The sequence below is a fragment of the Leucobacter fengyongliangi genome, assembly GCF_052386045.1.
In genome coordinates this window covers 800,905-818,953 of the sequence record NZ_CM126356.1, presented here as the reverse complement: position 1 = coordinate 818,953, position 18,049 = coordinate 800,905, and the positions used below count along the sequence as shown (strand labels likewise).

Genomic DNA, 18,049 nt, shown 5'->3' with positions numbered 1-18,049 from the left:
CCGCTAGTCTACGTGTGCCACCCTGACAGACGCTGGGGCGCGAGTATGGTGGAAGGCATGAGCCCCGTCACCGTGCAGACCGCACCCGCGACTCGTGAAGCACCGTGGCCGGTCGCGGCGATGAGCCAGAAGATTAAAGAGTGGATCGACCGCCTCGGCACCGTGTGGGTCGAGGGTGAAATCACCCAGTGGCAGGAGCGCGGGGGGCACGTCTACGGCAAGCTGAAAGACCTCTCGCAAGACGCGACCGTCAGTTTCACCGTGTGGAGTTCGGTGTCGCGGAAGCTGACTGCCGATTTTGCGCAGGGCGACCGGGTCATCGCCCTGGTGAAGCCAGACTTCTGGGTCAAGGGAGGATCGCTCACGGTGCAGGTGTTCGATCTCTCGCATGTCGGGCTCGGCGAGCTCCTCCAGCGTCTCGAGCGACTGCGTCAGCAGCTGCAGCGCGAGGGGCTCTTTGATGCCGCCAGGAAGCGCCCGCTTCCCTTCCTTCCCGCCCTGATCGGGCTCGTGACCGGGCGCGACAGCGATGCGGAAAAAGACGTGATTCGCAACGCCACGCTGCGCTGGCCGGGCGTCAAATTCCGGGTGCACTATGCGGCGGTGCAGGGCGACCGGGCCGCGGCAGAGGTAACCGCAGGAATCGTAGCGCTCGATGCCGATCCGGAGGTCGATGTCATCATCGTGGCGCGCGGCGGCGGCGACTTTCAGCACCTCCTCCCCTTCAGCGAGGAGGGGGTCGTGCGCGCGGCGGCGGCGGCTTCCACGCCGATCGTGAGCGCGATTGGGCACGAGGCGGATCGGCCCCTCCTCGACGATGTCGCCGACCTGCGCGCGTCCACCCCGACCGACGCAGCGAAGCGGGTCGTGCCCGACGTCGAGGAAGAGCACGCGCGAATCTCAGATGCCCGTGCACGCATGAGTTTTCGGCTCAGCCAACTCCTCACGCACGAGACCGACCGCATCTCCCAGCTTCGGGCCCGGCCCGTGCTCGCGACACCCGAGCGCATGGTTGAGGAACGCGCCGAAGAACTCGTGCGCTGGATTGCCCGGGGCAGCGAGCTCGCTGAGCGGCATGTGGCGGATCGCGCCAACGAACTTTCGCACGCACACGCACGTCTCACCGCGCTCTCGCCGCGAGCAACGCTTGAGCGTGGATACGCCATCGCGCAGCTCTCCTCGGGTGCCGTACTGCGGGATCCGGCCGACGCCCCGGCGGGCACCGCGATCCACCTCGCACTCGCAGGTGGCGGGCTTGACGCGGTCGCCGCATCTTCAGAGACGTGACCGGTAAGCTGGAGGGCATGTCTGAGCCCACAGCGACCGATGTTTCGACCCTGAGTTATGAGCAGGCGCGTGATGAGTTGGTGCAGGTGGTCGGTCGTCTCGAACAGGGCGGAGTGACCCTCGAGGAATCGCTGCAGTTTTGGGAGCGGGGCGAACAGCTCGCCGCACGCTGCGAAGAGTGGCTGCTCGGCGCCCGCAAGCGGCTGGAGGCGGCGCGTCAGAGCGCGACTTCCGTTGCCGGCGCGAACGAGGGCGACCAATAAGCATGGCGGGCAAGCAGAAGCCACCGGTGATCGTCGCCGAACTCGGGCGACCCGAGACCGCGTCTGAAACCTCGGCCCGAAAAGCGCGAGACTCCCAGCTCTATCGGCAACGCAAGACCGTCAACAATCTGGTGTTGTCGCTGATCGTAAGTCTGGGGCTGGTGCTCGTGATCATCCTCGCAGTGCCGCGCGGCACCGGAGGCTGGGGCGACTACTCCGTCAACGTCGCCGAGGCCGCGGCCGCGGCATCCGAGAGCACCGGTGTGTCGCTCATCGTGCCCGAGGTTCCGAGTTCCTGGAAGGCAAAGCAGGCCGAGCTGCGCGAGTCAGGCAGCGGCGACATTACCTACTGGTACGTCGGCTACACCACGGAAAACGGCGCCTACGCGGCCGTGCTGCAGTCGTTCACGGCCGAGGGCGCCGAGGTTGACGCGACGTGGATCAACCAACAGTTCGAGGGGCTTGAACCCACCGGCCGCGAAACCCTCGGCGGTGTCGATTGGTCCGTGTACGACTACCCCGAGCGCAACCCGGACGAAACCAACGTGCTCTTTGGTGCTGAGGGGACGCTCAGCTCGACGACGGCGCTGGTGTTTGGTACCGACACATCGGCCGTCCTCCGCACCCTGACCGCTGCCGTAGGTGACGCGGACTCGCGCTCTCGCGCAGCCACATCAACCGCTCACGAGGAGGATCAGTGACCGTCACCCCCAGGGTCTCACCGCAGGACGCATGGAACACGTTCATCGCTGGGAACGAACGTTTCGTGCAGGGTCGATCGCAGCATCCGAATCAGGACGTGGAACGCCGCACCGAGCTCGTCGTCACTCAGACACCCAACGTCGCCCTCTTCGGGTGCTCGGATTCGCGCCTCGCCGCCGAGATCATCTTCGACTGCGGGCTTGGCGACCTGTTCATCGCGCGCAACATGGGCCACGTGGTCGCAGAGTCGATCACCGCCTCCATGGAGTACGCAGTCACCGCACTCGGAAGTGCCCTCATCGTGGTGTTGGCCCACGACTCCTGCGGCGCGGTTGCCGCCGCCATCGATCAGTCGGGGCGAAACCCCGCAGAGGTCACCACCTCGATCGAGAACACCCTGGCACCGATCCGCCCGGCCGTGCAGCAGCTGTGGCTGCAAACTCATACCGACACCCCCTATGCCGATCCCGCCGAGCTGGATGCAAACCACATCGGCAGGATCCACCTGGCGAATACCGTGAATAGCCTGTTGCGCAATTCGCGGGTCATCAGCGATGCCGTCGATGCCGGGCGACTCGGTGTGGTCGGGTGTCAGTACCAACTCACCGAGGGTCGGGCCGTGCCCATCAGTGCGGTGGGCCCGCTCAACATCGCCCTCGCCGACAGCGACTCAGTACCCCAATTTTCAAACACCCACCGACACGAAGGATGACTGTGAGCACTGTGCAGAACGCAGCCGAAGCTGCCGAGTACCGCATCGAGCACGACACCATGGGCGAGGTGCGCGTGCCTAAGAACGCGCTCTATGCTGCTCAGACGCAGCGCGCCGTTGAAAACTTCCCAATCTCGGGCTCAGGGCTCGAACCCGCTCAGATCGTGGCGCTCGCTCGCATCAAGCGCGCCGCAGCCATCGCAAACGCAGAGCTCGGCATTCTCGAGGCTCCGGTTGCGCAGGCGATCGTCGCCGCGGCTGACGAGATCATTGGTGGCGCACACCACGGCGAGTTTCCGGTCGACACCTACCAGACCGGCTCGGGCACCTCGTCGAACATGAACATGAACGAGGTGCTCGCGACGCTCGCGACCAAGCACCTCGGCGCTCCCGTGCACCCGAACGACCATGTGAACGCGTCGCAGTCGTCGAACGATGTCTTCCCCACCTCGGTGCACATCGCGGTGACCGGAGCCCTCATCGAACAGCTGAAGCCCGCCCTCGCGCACCTCGCTGAGGCATTCGAGGCGAAGGCTGAACTGTGGAAGACCGCAGTGAAGTCCGGCCGCACCCACCTGATGGATGCCACCCCGGTCACGCTTGGCCAGGAGTTCGGCGGGTTCGCCGCGCAGATCCGCTACGGCATCGAACGCATCGACGCAGCGCTCCCCCGCGTCGCCGAGGTGCCCCAGGGTGGCACCGCCGTAGGCACGGGTATCAACACCCCACTCGGTTTTCCCGAGAAGGTCATAGCGGAGATCGCGGCCTCCAGCGGTCTGCCGATCACCGAAGCCCGCAACCACTTCGAGGCCCAGGCAAACCGCGACGGTCTCGTTGAGGCATCGGGGGCGCTGCGCACGATCGCGGTGTCGCTCACCAAGATCAATAACGACCTGCGCTGGATGGGCTCGGGCCCGAACACGGGTCTCGGCGAGCTCCTCATTCCGGATCTCCAGCCGGGTTCCTCCATCATGCCGGGCAAGGTGAACCCCGTGGTTCCCGAGGCCGTGCTGATGGTGTGCGCGCGAGTCATCGGCAACGACGCGACCGTCGCGTGGGCTGGGGCATCGGGATCGTTTGAGCTCAACGTACAGATCCCGGTCATGGGCACCGCGCTGCTCGAGTCGATCCGCCTGCTGGCGAACGCGTCGCGGGTACTCGCAGACAAGACCGTCACGGGACTCGAGGCGAACCTCGAGCGCGCCGCGGCTCTCGCGGGCATGAGCCCCTCGACCGTCACCCCGCTCAACCGCCTCATCGGGTACGAGGCTGCGGCGAAGATCGCGAAGCACTCGGTCAAGAAGGGCATCACCGTGCGTGAGGCCGTCGTCGACCTCGGCTATGTCGAGCGCGGCGAGGTGACCGAGGCCGATCTCGACCAGGCGCTCGATCTTCTGTCCATGACACACCCAGGCGTCGCCAAGTAGTCGCACGCGCGCACAGACACTGAGTCGCTGAGTCGGGCGGGGTCGTGATCCACTGTGGATCGCGACCCCGCCCGCTTTTCTTGCGTCCCGCCCCCGCGCCCCGTGCTCACCCAAGCCCCACCCACCGCCCAACCAAACCTCAACCACCGTTCTTCAGCTCAGGGTGCCTTATTTGCGCGAATAGGACACCCTTAGGTGAATAGGGCACCGTGTTTGCGGTCGAACCGGACGAGTAGCTGCGAGAGAATGTCAGAGTGATCGACGATACCTTCGTGACCCCGCTTGCAGCAGACCTGATTGCGGTCGGTGTCGGTAGCTTGCAGGGTGCCCTGTTCGCCGCCGGCTTCAAGCGCATTGATCTGCTGGGGGTCGCGATCATCGGGATCGCCTCAGGGATCGGCGGTGGGTTCCTCCGCGACATCCTGCTCGGGGTAACACCGGCGGCCTTCTCAAATAACTCCTACCTGCTCACGGCAACGCTTGCCGCGTTCGTCGGCATGGCGGTTCCGCGCCTGTTTCGCAAGATCGACCCGGTGATCAGCCTGCTCGATGCCGTGAGCATCGGCATGTTCGGCGCGATCGGCACCACGAAGGCCCTGTCGATGGGCCTTCCCGTGATTCCGGCCATGTTTGTGGGCACGGTCTCGGCGGTGGGGGGCGGCGTGTTGCGTGACATGATCCTCAACATTCCGATCGCGTTGATGCACGTCGGTTCGCTCTACGCGCTCGCGTCGATGGGCGGCATCGTCGTGCTGCTCGGCATGCTGGCATTCGATCTCCCCGTCATCGCCGCGGGCATCGTGTGTGTCGGCGTGACGACGGTCCTGCGCCTCCTTGCCGTGCGCTTCGGTTGGAGCCTCCCCGAGCAGCGCGCGCTCAGTCGCATCCGGCTGCGCAAACAGCGCCAGGTCGAGGAGATCATCGAGGAGGCGCTGCACACCGGGGTGATCACGCTGCCGACTGATTTCCAGGCACCTCATTCAGTGGATCACGATGCCCCCGAGCGACCCGTGGATCCGGGCGAGGGAACACCCGGCGTTACCTCACCGTGATGGAGGTGGCACCCACTCGGAGAGTTATGGTGCCCCCAGGAACCCCCGCACCGTCTTGGCGAGAGCGCGCGAAGACGAGGGGTGAAACAGTCCGGCGAGCACGTCGCGGTACAGTCGCGCCAGTTCACTGTCGGCGTCGAACGCGCGTGCGCCGACGATGCGCATCGCCACCTCGACCGCCCCGCGCGCCTCATCGGTGACGCGGTTGCGCGCGGCGGCGAGCGCCAGAAACCAGTCGTCTCGCACCCGCAATTCATCTACGTCGCGGGCCATCACCTCGAGCGTGTCGAGGGATGCGCGGTGCTCAAGCACCGCCGCGGTCAACCGTGCGGCAGTGTCAGGGTCGTCGAGGCGCAGCGACTCTTGCCCATCTGCCCCAATCGTGACGCGATTTGCCGCGCTCGTCGCGAGCTCTAAGGCCCGGTCACCGATGCCGGCGTACACCGAGGCGGTCAGAATCGAAAAGGCGGAGAAGATTGCAAGAATCAGCGGATCGCTGCCGTCGAAGGGCGCCATGCGCGCCGCCACGTCGGCCTCCGCGATCCGCACCCCGTGAAGTTCGGTTGTATAGCTCTGTGTCGCACGCATGCCGAGTGGGTTCCAGGTGCCGGGGTGTGAGATCACCCCCTCGGCAAGCCCTCGCGATGCCTCATCCGGGTCGCGCACTTCGGCGCCCTCGCGCCGCACGAAGCCAAATACGAGCTGCGGCTCGGTCTCGCGATCAGCGTCACCCGAGGAGCCTCCCACACGTCCACCCGCACCCGCAACCCCGCGCTCGACCCGGGCGTGCACGCCGAGCCGCGTCCACACGGGTGAGAGTGTGGTGAAGATTTTGGTGCCGCTCACGAGATACCCATCGCCATCACCGCAAGAACGGGCCGTGGACTGCGAATCCATCAGCACCGCCTCGTTGCCAGCCTCTGAGATGCCGAACGCGAAGACCTCCCCCGCGACCGCATCGCGCAACACCCAGTCGAGACGGTGATCCCCGCGCTCGTGCAGAAACCTGGCAACCTGCACCCACACCAGGTGCATATTCACTCCGAGCGCCGTCGCTGGGGCGGCCGCAGCGAGCCGCCGCTGGGCCCGCACGAGAGTCGCCAAATCGAACCCCGATCCACCCAGCGACACCGGCACGGGGGCGGCAAGGTAGCCCGCCGCCCGCAACTCGGCGAGATCCGCGGCAAAGAAGACGTTGTCTGCGTCAGCGAGCGGAGCGCGGTCACGGCAACGGTCGAGGAGATCGTCAGGGAGCAGTCGGAACAGGGCTTCGGTGGTCACGCATCCACCCTACGCTCGCGCGACCTACAATTGGCTGCCGTCGAGACCGAAGGTGTCGCACGCGCCGACATCATTCTGATACCCGCGGGTGAACCAGCTCTGACGCTGCTCGCTCGAACCGTGCGTCCAACTTTCCGGGTTCACAAACCCGGACTGTCCTTGAATGTGATCGTCGCCCACCGATTCGGTTGCGTTGAGCGCGTCGGCGAGTTGATTCTCGGTGGGCGGCAGCAGATAGGGCACGCCGTTCTGATCGGTCTGTTCGGTCATCGCGCCGACCCAAGCGCCCGCGTAGCAGTCGGCCTGCAACTCCATGCGCACCCCATTGCTGTCGGGGCCCGTGCCATTGTTCGGATAGGCCTGCATCGTGCCGACGATGTTCTGCACGTGGTGGCCGTATTCGTGGGCCAGAATGTACAGTTGCGCGAGTTCGTTCGCCGACGCACCCAGCTGCGTGCGCATCACGGCGAAGAAGTCGGGATCGATGTAGACGCCCTGATCGGCCGGGCAATAAAAGGGGCCAACCGCGTTTGACGCGGTGCCGCACCCAGTGGAGGTTGCCCCCTCGACGATCGTGAGGGTGGGTGCTTGATACCCATCGACCCGCTCGACCCAAAATTCGTTCACCACGATCGATCCGGCGGCCATGCGGCAGTCATCGTTCTCGTTCGCGTCGGCACCCGTCTCGCACTCCGCAATCGGCGAGGATGACCCGGAGCCCGATTGCAGTGCGTCACCCGCGCCCGTCGCTCCGCCCAACAGTCCGGTGAGATCCACACCGGTAAACACGCTAAACAGCAGCACGACGATGGCGCCGAGGCCCACGACCCCGCCGCCAGCGATCGCGGTGGTGCGACCGCGGCGACGGGCCGTGTTGCCGCCGACGTCGGCATTGGGATTGAAGGTCATGCCTCCAGCGTACGTCGGCGGCCGGCCAATTCGTAGGGCCGACTACGAGGCGTCCTCGAGAAGTTCGGTCACGAGTGCCGCAATGTCGCTGCGCTCGGAACGCGTGAGGGTGACGTGCCCGAACAGCGGATGCCCCTTGAGCTTCTCGATGACGGCGGCGATGCCGTCGTGCCTCCCCACCCGCAGGTTGTCACGCTGCGCCACGTCGTGCGTGAGCACCACCCGGGAGTGCTGACCGATTCGGCTGAGCATGGTCAAGAGCACATTGCGTTCGAGCGACTGCGCCTCATCGACGATCACGAACGCATCGTGCAGCGAGCGCCCGCGGATGTGCGTGAGCGGCAGCACCTCGACGATGCCACGCGCTTCCACCTCGTCGAGCACGTTCTGACTCACGATCGAACCGAGCGTGTCGAACACCGCCTGGCCCCACGGGTTCATCTTTTCCTGCTGGTCTCCAGGCAGATACCCCAGCTCCTGGCCGCCGACCGCATAGAGCGGCCGAAACACCATCACCTTGCGGTGTTGCTGCCGTTCAAGCACAGCCTCCAGGCCCGCGGCGAGCGCGAGGGCCGATTTGCCGGTTCCCGCGCGGCCTCCGAGCGACACGATGCCCACCTGCGGATCAAGCAGCAGGTCAATCGCGAGCCGCTGCTCGGCACTGCGACCGTGCACCCCGAACACCTCGCGGTCGCCGCGCACCAAGCGCAGGGAGGCCCTGCCGTCGATGCGGCCGAGCGCCGAGCCCCGAGGCGAGTTCAAGATAAGCCCGGTGCCGATGGGTAGTTCTCGGGCCGCGGCCACCTCGTCGAGACGTTCCTCGTCCCACAGCTCACTCATCTGCTCTTCGCTGAGGTCGATGTCGGCGATCCCGGTGTAGGAATCGTCACCGGCCTGTTCGGCCCGGTATTCCTCGGCCCCCAGCCCGAGCGCCGCAGCCTTCACCCGCATCGGAAGATCCTTCGAGACCACCGTCACCTCAAGGCCCTCGGCCGACAGATTCTGCGCGACGGCGAGGATGCGGGTGTCGTTGTCGCCGAGCCGCATGCCACTTGGCAGCGCTTCGACGCTCGTGTGGTTGAGTTCGACCCGCAGGGTGCCGCCCCGCTCGCCTACTGGCACGGGAAAGTCGAGCCGCAGGTGCGTTTCACGCAGGCCATCGAGCAACCGCAACGCGCGCCTCGCGAAGTAGCCAATCTCGGGATCGTGCCGCTTCTTCTCGAGTTCAGTGATCACCACCACCGGGAGCACGACCGAGTGCTCGGCGAAACGGAAGATCGCGGCGGGATCGCTGAGCAGCACCGAGGTATCGAGCACGTAGGTGCGTTCCTGCTGCGGGAGCGACTCGTGGCTGCTGATGGGAGCAGCGGGTGCGACGAGTGCGGTGCGGGTGTCATGCGTTTCGGCCACGGTGACTCCTTCTGCCCGGCGGTGCCGGATCAGCGGGGCGACCTTTCGCTCGAGGGGGAAGTGGCCGCCTCGATCGGGCTCCTTGCCCGATGCCACACACGCTACGCCTGGCGAGCTCGAGTGCGGGGCGCGACACACTCCAATCTGGTGAACGGTGGGGGCACATTGGGCGAACGGCGACACCGAGATTTCGGTGCCGTTTCACTTGCGTTTCATGACGCTCGATGACACGTGATCGTGACTTTCTGCAACCTCAATTCCGATAGCCTGGATGACGCATCTGTGCCGGTTTCTTCAGACCGCGAGACACACTACCGACGATATCCGCGACACCCCGATGAATTGAGGAACTTTTCGTGCGCACCATCGACTGGGCCGACGGAGCTATCGAGCTGATCGACCAGACACTTCTCCCGCACCGCCTCGAAGTGCACCGAGTCACTGAGCTCCAAGAACTCATCGCCGACATCCAGCGACTCGCGGTACGCGGCGCACCGGCACTCGGTGTCGCCGGAGCGCTGGGCACCGCACTGATCGCGCGCGCTCACACCACGGGCGACGTTCTCGATCTCCCGTCGGCACAGCGCGACGCGGCGCTTCTGCGCGAAGCTCGCCCCACCGCGGTCAACCTCTCATGGGGGGTGGATCGAGCGCTGACCCGACTGACCGAGGGCGCTGAGGCGGTGCTCGCTGAGGCGCTCACGATACGCGATGAAGACATTGCAGCGTGCGTGTCGATGGGGCTGCGCGGTGCCGATCTCACCCGGGAGCTCACGGGGAAGCAGAGCGTGAACGTCATGACGATCTGCAACACGGGCAGCCTCGCGACCGTCGAGCGCGGCACCGCGCTCGGCGTGATCCAGACCCTTTTCGAACAGGGGTCACTCACCGAGGCGTTTCCGCTCGAGACCCGCCCCCTGCTGCAGGGTGCCCGACTGACCGCGTGGGAACTGCAGCGCATGGGCGCGCCATTTCGACTCCTCATCGATTCCGCCGGCCCGTTCCTCCTCTCGCGCGGCATCGCTGACGCTGTGTTCATCGGGGCCGACCGCATCGCGGCAAACGGCGACACCGCAAACAAGGTCGGTTCATTCTCACTCGCGCTCGCAGCCAAACACGCCGGCGTGCCGTTCTTCGTCGTGGCACCTGAGTCGACGGTAGACATGCGCACCGCGAGCGGAGCCGACATCCAGATTGAGGATCGCGGCACCGACGAGGTCGCAGGATTCGGCGGCATGCGCACAGCCCCCGAGGGCATCACCGCGGTAAATCCGGCCTTTGATGTCACGCCTCACGAACTCATCACCGCCATCATCACCGAGCGGCGCGTGGTTCGGCCGCAACTCGGGGAGACCCTCGCCGAGACTCCGTTCGGCCCACTACTTCCATGACCCTAACCGTCAGATTGAAAGGAACCCCTATGTTCTTCACCCAGCGCCGCACCCGCGCGGCCGTTGCCGCCGGCGCCATGTCGGCAGCACTGCTGCTCACCGCATGCTCGGGCGGCGAAGCCGGCTCGAGCGAGTCGACCGAGGCGACCACCGATGGCCCGCACTTCGTGTACATCACCAGCGATCCCATCGGCCAGAACGCGTTCCTCGAGTCGGGCAAGATCGGCATCGAGGCAGTTGCCGAAGCCAACGGTGGCACCTCCGAGACCTTCGAGTCGAAGGACGACGCGAGCCGTCGGTCAAACCTCGAGGCAGCCGTCGCCGAGGTTCCCGAGGTCGTCGTGATGCTCGGCTTCCAGTTCGCTGACCTCGCGCTGGAGTTCGCAGAGCAGTACCCGGACCAGGCATTCGTGCTGATCGACACCTTCGTCGAGGGCGCGCCCGACAACCTGTACCAGGCCACCTTCCGCGAGCAGGAGCCCTCTTACCTGCTCGGCATCGAGGCGGGCCTCATGACCGAATCCGGCACGGTCGGCTCGGTCATCTCGCTCGACATCCCCCTGCTGCAGAAGTACTCGGTCGGTTTTGACGAGGGCGCCAAGAGCGTCAACGAATCGGTGGTGACCGTCGCCCCGCAGGTGATCGGTGGCGACAACCCCTTCGCCGACACCGCGCGCGCCAAGGAACAGGCCATCGCGTTTGCCGCCACCGGGGCCGACCAGGTCTTCGCCGTGGGTGCAGCTTCGAACGGCGGCATCTTCGAGGCGGCAGCCGAGAAGGGCTTCTTCGCGTACGGCGTCGATGCGAACCAGTGCATGATGGCACCGGGCAGCGTCATGGACGGCACGATCAAGTCGGTCAACAAGGTCGTCGAAACCGTCGTGGGCGAAATCCTCGATGGTAAGACCCCGTCAGAGGCCACCAGCTCATTCGGCCTCGCCGAGGAGGGCATGACGATCGTCAGCCTCACCGAGGACGCAGCGAACTCGGAGTGCGTGATCATGGAGCACCCGGAGGTGCTCGAGCAGGTCACCGAGGCACGCGACGCGATCGTTGCGGGCGACATCACGGTCGTCGACCCGACCGCCTAGTCACGAACTGGGGTGCGCCGCGCAGGAACTCTCCTGTGCGGCGCACCCGCGTTTCGGGAAGAATAGCCACAGCAGTTGAACCGCCTGACGCGCCGGGCGATCCACCCCCACATCGCACGAAGGAGCGAGCATGGCATCTGAAGTCGAAATGCGCGGGATCACCAAGCGATTTCCCGGCGTGCTCGCCGACGACAGCGTCGACTTTACGGTGGAGACCGGTGAGATTCACGCACTCATGGGCGAGAACGGAGCCGGCAAATCGATCCTGATGTCGATGCTTGCCGGAGTCCACCAGCCAGACGAGGGTGAGATATTCATTCGCGGGGAGCGAATGAAATTCCAGTCGCCACTTGACGCGATCGACGCGGGCATCGGCATGGTGTTCCAATCTTTCAAGCTGTTTCCATCGCTCACCATCGCCGAGAATGTCGTGTTTCGTAGGGAGCCTACGAGGGGCGGCCTGATCGACCGGGCCGCGGCGAATCGCGCGGTCACCGAGATCGCCGAACGTTACGGGCTAGCGATCGATCCCACCGCGCGCGTCGACTCGGTGCCCGTCGGAGTGCTGCAGCGCGTCGAAATCGTGAAGGCGATCTATCGCGACGCACGGGTACTCATCCTCGACGAGCCCACCGCCGTGCTCACACCGCAAGAGACCGAGCGACTCTTCGAGGTGCTGCGCACTCTGCGCGATGACGGGCGAACGATCATTCTGATCACCCACAAGTTGAACGAGGTCATGGCGATCTCCGACCGCGTGACCGTGCTGCGAGACGGTCGCCACGTCGCCCAACTCGTAACTGCAGAGAGTTCCCCCGCAGAAATCACCCGCCACATGACCGGGCGCGATGTCGACCTCTCGACTCCCCCACCAGCGCACGACCCCGGCGAAGTAATACTCGAGGTGAGCGACCTGTCCGTGCCCGGTGCCGGGCGTCCCGCGGTCGAATCGGCCAATCTCACGGTCCGCGCGAACGAGGTAGTTGGTATCGCGGGCGTTGCGGGCAACGGTCAGGTCGAGCTCGCCGAGGCGATCATTGGCATGCGTCGAGTCAGTGGCGGTCGCATTGTCGTTCGCGGGGTGGATCTCAGCCACTCCTCAATTGCTGCTCGCCGCGATGGCGGCATCGCCTACATCCCCGAAGACCGGCACGGCGTCGGCAGTGCGGGCAGCGCCGACGCATCCGACAACCTGGCCCTGGGCCACCACCGCAGCGCGCCGCTGCTGCGCAGCGGGCTGCTCTCACGCGGAGCAATGCTCGATCATGCGCGGAGACTCATCGAACGCTTCGGAGTAAAGATCGCAAGCCCTGCGACTCCGGTCGGCACCCTCTCCGGCGGCAACCTACAAAAGCTTGTCGTGGCCCGAGAACTCGACTACAACTCGCCCCTACTCATTGCCGAGCAGCCAACCCGGGGCGTCGATATCGGAGCCATCGAGTCGATCCATCGCGAGCTGTGCGAGTATCGTGACGGCGGCGGGGCGCTGCTGCTGATTTCGGCCGAGCTCAGCGAAATCCTCTCGCTCTCGTCGCGGATTCTCGTCATGTTCGAGGGGCGGATCGTTGCCGAAGTGCCCCAGAGTGAGGCGACGGAGGCGTTGCTCGGCCTATACATGGCTGGCCATGAGCCGCCGGCACACCACCGACCGGGGGCCGCGTTTGCCTCCCAGAAGGGATCCACCCTGTGAGCGCATCGACCCGAACCGCTGACCAAGCGACCAGCCTCTCCCGGGCGCTCGGGGCATCGCGCACGTGGCTTTCGGGGCCAATTCCCGTCTCCATCGTCTCGGCTCTCCTCATCGGGGCCGTGTTCATGCTGCTCGCGGGGGTGAACCCACTCGACGGCTACGTTGCCATGCTGCAGGGCTCATTCGGGTCAGGCATGGGCTGGGCCTCGACGCTGCAACGGGCACTCCCCATCGTGGGGCTCGGCATCGCGATCGCGATCGCCTTTCGCGCGGGAGTGCTCAACCTCGGCACCGAGGGGCAAGCCGTGCTCGGCGGTCTCGCCGGCGGCCTCGTCGCCGTGTACCTCCCGGGACCAGGCCCGCTCGTCGCGCTGCTCGCCATCGTGACCGCGATCGCCGTCGGCGCCCTCTGGGGGCTTGTGGCGGGTTTCCTGCAGACCGCTCTGGGCGTGCCGATTCTGCTCTCGACGCTCCTTCTCAACTATCCGGCCCGCTACTTCTCCTCGTGGCTCATTCGCTACCGACTCGACGAGCCGTCCTCAGATCTGATCGCGAGCGAGCAGCTCGATCCCAGCCGCCAGATCGGCATGATGGTGGGTCGAGACAGCGGGCTTGCCGAGTCGCTGCGCGAGGGGCTGGGCGCCATGCACCCCATCACCGCGATCCTCACCGGGGTGAATTGGTCGCTGCTTATTGTTGTGGTGCTCGTTGTCGGTACCGCTTTCATGAACCGACGCACGAAGTACGGATTCGAATCGGGTCTTGCCGGACTGAACCCCGAGTTCACACGGTACGGCGGGGTGAAGCCTGGACCGCTCGTTTTGCGTACCATGGCACTCTCCGGGGGCATCGCCGGGTTGATCGGCGTGCTGCTCGTCATCGGCAGCCCGAACACCCGGCTCGTCGAAGGCAGCTTCGTGCAGACGAACTACGCGTGGACCGCGCTGCTCGTGACACTCCTGGCACTGAACCGACCGGTGGGAGTGGCCATCTCGGGGCTCTTTTTCGCGGCGATCATCGTCGGCAGTGAGGCCATGGGTCGTGAGCTCGGCCTCTCGCCGCAAATTTCAGCCATCATCCAGGCGCTCGTCATCATCCTGCTTGCCTACCGCGTTGCCCTCCCGCAGTTCAGGAAGAAACGAACATCGACCGAACCGAAGGAGGTCGCGCGATGAACCTCCTCGACGTGCTCGATCAAGACCTCATCGCCTCGGTGCTGCGCGCCCTCGTTCCGATCTTGCTCGCCGCGCTCGGCGGCATGATCTGCGAGCGCGTGGGCATCTTCAACATCGGCCTCGAAGGCATCCTGCTGGTCGGAGCCTTCGCTGGCGTCGCCGCATCGTTCTTTACGGGGAACTGGATCGCGGGTGTTGTCGTGGCCATGCTCGCCGGCATGCTCTTCTCTCTGATCCTCGGCTACGGAACCGTCTTCCGCAAGGGTGATCCGATTGTTCTCGCCGTCGCGATGAACATCCTCGCGATCGGCCTCACCAGCTTCCTGCTTGTCGCAATTTTTGACGTGCAAGGTGTCTTTAAAGATCCCGGGATCGACGGTATCCCTACTTGGCGTATTCCGGTCCTCGCCGACATCCCGTGGATCGGGCCCCTCTTCAATCTCACCCCCCTGGGGTATCTCGCCCTCCTCCTCGTCCCGATCTCGTGGGTGGTGCTCTTTCGCACTCCACTTGGGCTGCGCCTGCGCGGAGTCGGCGAGCGGCCACTCTCGGCGGCGACCTTGGGTGTCAACCCACAGCGCTACCAGCTGTGGGCCGTGCTCGCTTCGGGCGCCCTGGCTGGCCTGGGCGGTGCGCAGCTTGCCCTCGGCAATGTGGTGCAGTTCAACGAAGGCATGTCGGCTGGGCGCGGGTGGATCGCGGTCGTCGCGGTGATGCTCGCCCGGGCGCACCCCGTCGGAGTACTCCTGGCGGCCCTGCTCTTCGGGTTCACCGACGCGATTGGCTTCCGCTTGCAGGCGTTTGGGTTGCCGCAGCAGCTCACCGACGTGATGCCCTACGTCGTCACCCTGCTCGTACTCATCATCATGAGCCGGAGGTTTCTGCAAGCCAGACGGGCGCAGGTCGCGTGAGCGCGCACTCAGACGCACCCGCTCACGCGACTACGCTGCCGGCCGATGCTCAGGCTTGGGTGGATCGGCTCGGCCTCGAACCCCTCGACCACGAGGGCGGTCTCTTTGCGCAGAGTCATCTCGACGCACACTCCAGCGCGATCTACTATCTGCTCGCCAGGCCGGATTTCTCGGCACTCCACGCGCTCGCCTCGGTCGAGGTCTACCACTGGTACGCCGGTTCACCCCTCAACTTGCTACTGTTGCATCCCGATGGCCGTTTCGAGGAGCGATTACTCGGCCCAGACCCGGCCGCGGGTCAGGTGCCCCAGCTTGCGGTACCCGCCGGAGTAATGCAGGGTTCCTCCCCCGTCGGGGAATGGTGTCTAGTGGGCACGACCATGGCACCTCCGTTTGATTGGGAGGGGTTCGAGCTGGGCATCCGGGCGACCCTGCAGGCCGGCTACCCGGAGTGCGCCGAGCGGATTACCGAGCTCACCCGAGCGTAACCGTAACCGTAGCCGGCTCCGTGGCGCACACCATCCGCACAGGACCGCCCCCACACCAGACCCCAGACAGGAGCCACCCCCATCTGGTGGGGCGCAAGTGGCTGCTTCCCGACATGGAAGCAGCCACTTGCGCCCTACAGGGAGGCGGCCCGCATTCGCTCGGCGGCCGCCACGGCCCGCGCACGCACGTCGACGGCGTCAAGCGTGAGGTGATCGCCGTTCGCATACACGTGTCGCCCGCCAATGAAGACGTGGCGCACATCGCTGCCGCGGGCCGAAAACGCCAGGTGAGACACGAGTGAGGGGTGCGGAATCGCGCCGGCGCCCGTGACATCGAGCGCGATGACGTCAGCCAGGCGCCCCGCCTCAAGCGCCCCGGTTTCGGGGAAACCGATAGCCTCCGCCCCACCCCGTGTGGCGATGTCGAGCACGTCGCTCGCCCGCACCGCAGCCGCGTCGCCGCGCACCCCGCGGTGCAGGATCGTCGCGAGCTTGATCTCCTCGAACAGGTCGAGCGAGTTGTTGCTCGCGACGGAATCGGTGCCGAGCGTGAGCCGCACCCCGGCCTCAAGTAGCTCCGGCAGCGGGGCGACCCCACACCCGAGCTTCAGGTTCGAGACGGGGTTGTGACTCGCCGCGGTACCCGTGCGTGCAAACACCGCAATCTCCTCCGGAGTCAGGTGCACGCAGTGCGCAGCCAGCACGTCCGCCTCAAACAGACCGAGGGATTCCAGGTGCATCGCGGGAGTGGCACCGTATCGATCGATCATGTCGGCGACTTCGGCGGCAGATTCTGACACGTGAATATGGATCGGGATTCCCGTGCGAAGCGAGCGCCCAGCAATTGCTTGCAGCTGCTCCGGCGGCGTTGTGTAGGGCGCGTGCGGACCGAAGGCCAGGCGGATGTGCGGATCCGCCGCGAAGCGTTCTGCGAGCGCCTCGGTGGCATCGAGAACCTCCCCGCCCGTCCACGGGCTGACTCCCGGAAACCCGACCGCCTCGTCGGTGAAGACAGCCGGGGCCGCAAGCACTCGCATGCCAGCGGCGCGCACGAGTTCGAGAAGCCCCGCGTCCCAGTGGTACATGTCTGCAAAAGAGGTGGTGCCGGTCTCGATCATCTCGAGCATCGCGAGCTGCAGCCCCGCGGCCACATCGTCGCGGGTGAGGTGCTGCTCCGCCGCCTGCACCGCCGCGAGCCACGGCATGAACCCGTCGTCGTCTGACGCGCCTCGCAGCAACGTCATTGCCGAGTGAGTGTGACCGTTGACGAGCCCCGGCATGAGCACGTGTCCGGCAAGATCGTGCGTGGGGGTGGATCCGGGGCGCTGGGGCCCCGCATACTCGATGCGCCCCTCACTGTCGAACACCAGCTCGGCCTCGGCAACGGGGCCTGTCGGGGTGAGCATCGCGTCAGCCCAAATGACGGTCATTGCCCGCTCACCAACCCGGGGTGACGAGCATGCCGCCGTCGACCGGGAGATCTTGCCCGGTAATAAACGATGCCCCGGCCGATGCAAGCAAGACGCAGGCGTTACCGATGTCTTCCGGGGTGCCCATGCGACCGAGCGGCGCGTGCGCCCGCCAACTCTCCACTCCCTCCGCCCACTCTGTCTCGAGCCCCGGCCGATCGATGAGGCCCGGTGAGACCGTATTCACCCGGATGCCCCACTCGCCGAGCTCCAGAGCCGCTGCTCGCGCGTGCATGACGAGGCCGGCCTTCGCCGCAGCGTAGTGTCCGTGTGCGGCGGCAGGCCGACTGGCTTCGATGGAGGCGACGTGCGTGATCCACCGATTGCTTGAGGGATCTCGCGCGGCATCACCCTCGCCCATGACCGCAGCGGCGGCCTGGCTGAGTTCAAATACCGCCCCAAGGTTCGTTGCGAACACCGCGTCCCACTCGGCGCGCGTCATCTCGGACAGCGTGGCCAACGGCTGGATACCCGCGTTGTTGACGAGGCCATCAAGGCCACCAAGCTTCTTCACTGCAAGAGCGACCAGTTTTTCTGCCGAACCCGGCACGCTCAGGTCGGCATGCACGGCCTCGGCTTCGCCCCCGGCCTCCCGCAACTCTTCGACGAGGGTGAGCGCGGCGGCTTTCGACGATCGGTAATGCACCGCGACGCGGGCCCCTGCCGCGGCAAAGCGGCGCGAGATGCCCTGCCCGAGGCCGCCAGTGGCACCCGTGATGAGCACTCGTTGCCCGCTGAGATCGGGCAAGCTTGTATCGCGTTTCACCACGCTGTCACCCCGTTTTCGCTCC

17 protein-coding genes are annotated in these 18,049 nt (G+C 65.9%); 12 read left to right on the top strand and 5 right to left on the bottom strand.

Annotated features, from left to right (window positions below; all coding sequences use genetic code 11):
• Positions 1–57: 57 nt before the first annotated feature.
• The 6 genes from xseA to ACTNFK_RS03835 all read left to right on the top strand — a co-directional run bounded on the left by xseA (position 58) and on the right by ACTNFK_RS03835 (position 5,443).
• Positions 58–1,287, top strand: coding sequence for an exodeoxyribonuclease VII large subunit (gene xseA, locus ACTNFK_RS03860; RefSeq protein ID WP_435937145.1), 1,230 nt, complete (start codon positions 58–60; stop codon positions 1,285–1,287).
• Between the two features lie 17 nt (positions 1,288–1,304).
• A complete protein-coding gene (locus ACTNFK_RS03855; protein WP_433647574.1) occupies positions 1,305–1,550 on the top strand; it encodes an exodeoxyribonuclease VII small subunit in 246 nt (81 codons plus the stop codon).
• Between the two features lie 2 nt (positions 1,551–1,552).
• Positions 1,553–2,251 carry a DUF4245 family protein gene (locus tag ACTNFK_RS03850; protein WP_435937144.1) on the top strand — a complete coding sequence of 233 codons (699 nt, stop codon included), beginning with the start codon at positions 1,553–1,555 and terminating at the stop codon, positions 2,249–2,251.
• Entirely contained in the window at positions 2,248–2,964 is a 717-nt protein-coding gene (locus tag ACTNFK_RS03845; RefSeq protein WP_433647576.1) for a carbonic anhydrase, read from the top strand. Before ACTNFK_RS03850 ends, ACTNFK_RS03845 begins: the two co-directional genes overlap by 4 nt.
• Before the next feature lie 59 nt (positions 2,965–3,023).
• Positions 3,024–4,391, top strand: a complete 1,368-nt coding sequence (locus tag ACTNFK_RS03840; RefSeq protein ID WP_445117207.1) for a class II fumarate hydratase — start codon at positions 3,024–3,026, stop codon at positions 4,389–4,391.
• Positions 4,392–4,645: 254 nt separating this feature from the next.
• On the top strand, positions 4,646–5,443 hold the full coding sequence (locus tag ACTNFK_RS03835) for a trimeric intracellular cation channel family protein (RefSeq protein ID WP_435937143.1): 798 nt from the start codon (positions 4,646–4,648) through the stop codon (positions 5,441–5,443).
• 24 nt (positions 5,444–5,467) lie between these two features.
• On the opposite strand, the gene ACTNFK_RS03830 is transcribed toward ACTNFK_RS03835, so the two are convergent.
• The 3 genes from ACTNFK_RS03830 to phoH2 are packed head-to-tail and all read right to left on the bottom strand — an operon-like array spanning position 5,468 to position 8,992.
• Complete coding sequence (locus ACTNFK_RS03830) at positions 5,468–6,724, bottom strand: acyl-CoA dehydrogenase family protein (RefSeq protein ID WP_435937142.1); 1,257 nt, start codon at positions 6,722–6,724, stop codon at positions 5,468–5,470.
• Positions 6,725–6,748: 24 nt separating this feature from the next.
• Positions 6,749–7,633, bottom strand: coding sequence for a KPN_02809 family neutral zinc metallopeptidase (gene ypfJ / locus ACTNFK_RS03825; protein ID WP_435937141.1), 885 nt, complete (start codon positions 7,631–7,633; stop codon positions 6,749–6,751).
• Positions 7,634–7,675: 42 nt separating this feature from the next.
• Positions 7,676–8,992 (bottom strand): RNA 5'-3' helicase PhoH2, encoded by a 1,317-nt coding sequence (gene phoH2, locus ACTNFK_RS03820; protein WP_435937155.1) that lies wholly within the window; start codon positions 8,990–8,992, stop codon positions 7,676–7,678.
• A gap of 407 nt (positions 8,993–9,399) precedes the next feature.
• On the opposite strand from phoH2, the gene mtnA reads away from it, so the two are divergent.
• The 6 genes from mtnA (at position 9,400) to ACTNFK_RS03790 (ending at position 15,789) form a co-directional block, all read left to right on the top strand.
• Positions 9,400–10,434: an S-methyl-5-thioribose-1-phosphate isomerase gene (gene mtnA, locus ACTNFK_RS03815; protein ID WP_435937140.1), complete on the top strand. Its 1,035-nt coding sequence runs from the start codon at positions 9,400–9,402 to the stop codon at positions 10,432–10,434.
• 29 nt (positions 10,435–10,463) lie between these two features.
• Positions 10,464–11,525 (top strand): BMP family ABC transporter substrate-binding protein, encoded by a 1,062-nt coding sequence (locus ACTNFK_RS03810; protein WP_433647581.1) that lies wholly within the window; start codon positions 10,464–10,466, stop codon positions 11,523–11,525.
• 130 nt (positions 11,526–11,655) lie between these two features.
• Complete coding sequence (locus tag ACTNFK_RS03805; RefSeq protein ID WP_435937139.1) at positions 11,656–13,215, top strand: ABC transporter ATP-binding protein; 1,560 nt, start codon at positions 11,656–11,658, stop codon at positions 13,213–13,215.
• Positions 13,212–14,390 carry an ABC transporter permease gene (locus ACTNFK_RS03800; RefSeq protein ID WP_433647583.1) on the top strand — a complete coding sequence of 393 codons (1,179 nt, stop codon included), beginning with the start codon at positions 13,212–13,214 and terminating at the stop codon, positions 14,388–14,390. Before ACTNFK_RS03805 ends, ACTNFK_RS03800 begins: the two co-directional genes overlap by 4 nt.
• On the top strand, positions 14,387–15,301 hold the full coding sequence (locus ACTNFK_RS03795) for an ABC transporter permease (protein WP_435937138.1): 915 nt from the start codon (positions 14,387–14,389) through the stop codon (positions 15,299–15,301). The genes ACTNFK_RS03800 and ACTNFK_RS03795 overlap by 4 nt, the downstream gene beginning before the upstream one ends.
• Positions 15,298–15,789, top strand: a complete 492-nt coding sequence (locus ACTNFK_RS03790; protein WP_435937137.1) for a cupin domain-containing protein — start codon at positions 15,298–15,300, stop codon at positions 15,787–15,789. Before ACTNFK_RS03795 ends, ACTNFK_RS03790 begins: the two co-directional genes overlap by 4 nt.
• 134 nt (positions 15,790–15,923) lie before the next feature.
• Here ACTNFK_RS03790 and ACTNFK_RS03785 read toward each other — a convergent pair whose 3' ends face one another.
• Both ACTNFK_RS03785 and ACTNFK_RS03780 read right to left on the bottom strand, forming a co-directional pair.
• The gene (locus ACTNFK_RS03785) at positions 15,924–17,219 is read right to left on the bottom strand and encodes an amidohydrolase (RefSeq protein ID WP_435937136.1); all 1,296 of its coding nucleotides are present in this window, start codon (positions 17,217–17,219) and stop codon (positions 15,924–15,926) included.
• A 7-nt stretch (positions 17,220–17,226) separates the two neighbouring features.
• The gene (locus tag ACTNFK_RS03780) at positions 17,227–18,027 is read right to left on the bottom strand and encodes an SDR family NAD(P)-dependent oxidoreductase (RefSeq protein WP_435937135.1); all 801 of its coding nucleotides are present in this window, start codon (positions 18,025–18,027) and stop codon (positions 17,227–17,229) included.
• Positions 18,028–18,049: the final 22 nt, after the last annotated feature.

Bases quoted from the DNA above. Each gene is read 5' to 3' on its own strand.
- xseA (WP_435937145.1), top strand. From the start codon at position 58: ATGAGCCCCGTCACCGTGCAGACCGCACCCGCGACTCGTGAAGCACCG.
- ACTNFK_RS03855 (WP_433647574.1), top strand. From the start codon at position 1,305: ATGTCTGAGCCCACAGCGACCGATGTTTCGACCCTGAGTTATGAGCAG.
- ACTNFK_RS03850 (WP_435937144.1), top strand. From the start codon at position 1,553: ATGGCGGGCAAGCAGAAGCCACCGGTGATCGTCGCCGAACTCGGGCGA.
- ACTNFK_RS03840 (WP_445117207.1), top strand. From the start codon at position 3,024: ATGGGCGAGGTGCGCGTGCCTAAGAACGCGCTCTATGCTGCTCAGACG.
- ypfJ (WP_435937141.1), bottom strand. From the start codon at position 7,633: ATGACCTTCAATCCCAATGCCGACGTCGGCGGCAACACGGCCCGTCGC.
- ACTNFK_RS03810 (WP_433647581.1), top strand. From the start codon at position 10,464: ATGTTCTTCACCCAGCGCCGCACCCGCGCGGCCGTTGCCGCCGGCGCC.
- ACTNFK_RS03805 (WP_435937139.1), top strand. From the start codon at position 11,656: ATGGCATCTGAAGTCGAAATGCGCGGGATCACCAAGCGATTTCCCGGC.
- ACTNFK_RS03795 (WP_435937138.1), top strand. From the start codon at position 14,387: ATGAACCTCCTCGACGTGCTCGATCAAGACCTCATCGCCTCGGTGCTG.
- ACTNFK_RS03785 (WP_435937136.1), bottom strand. From the start codon at position 17,219: ATGACCGTCATTTGGGCTGACGCGATGCTCACCCCGACAGGCCCCGTT.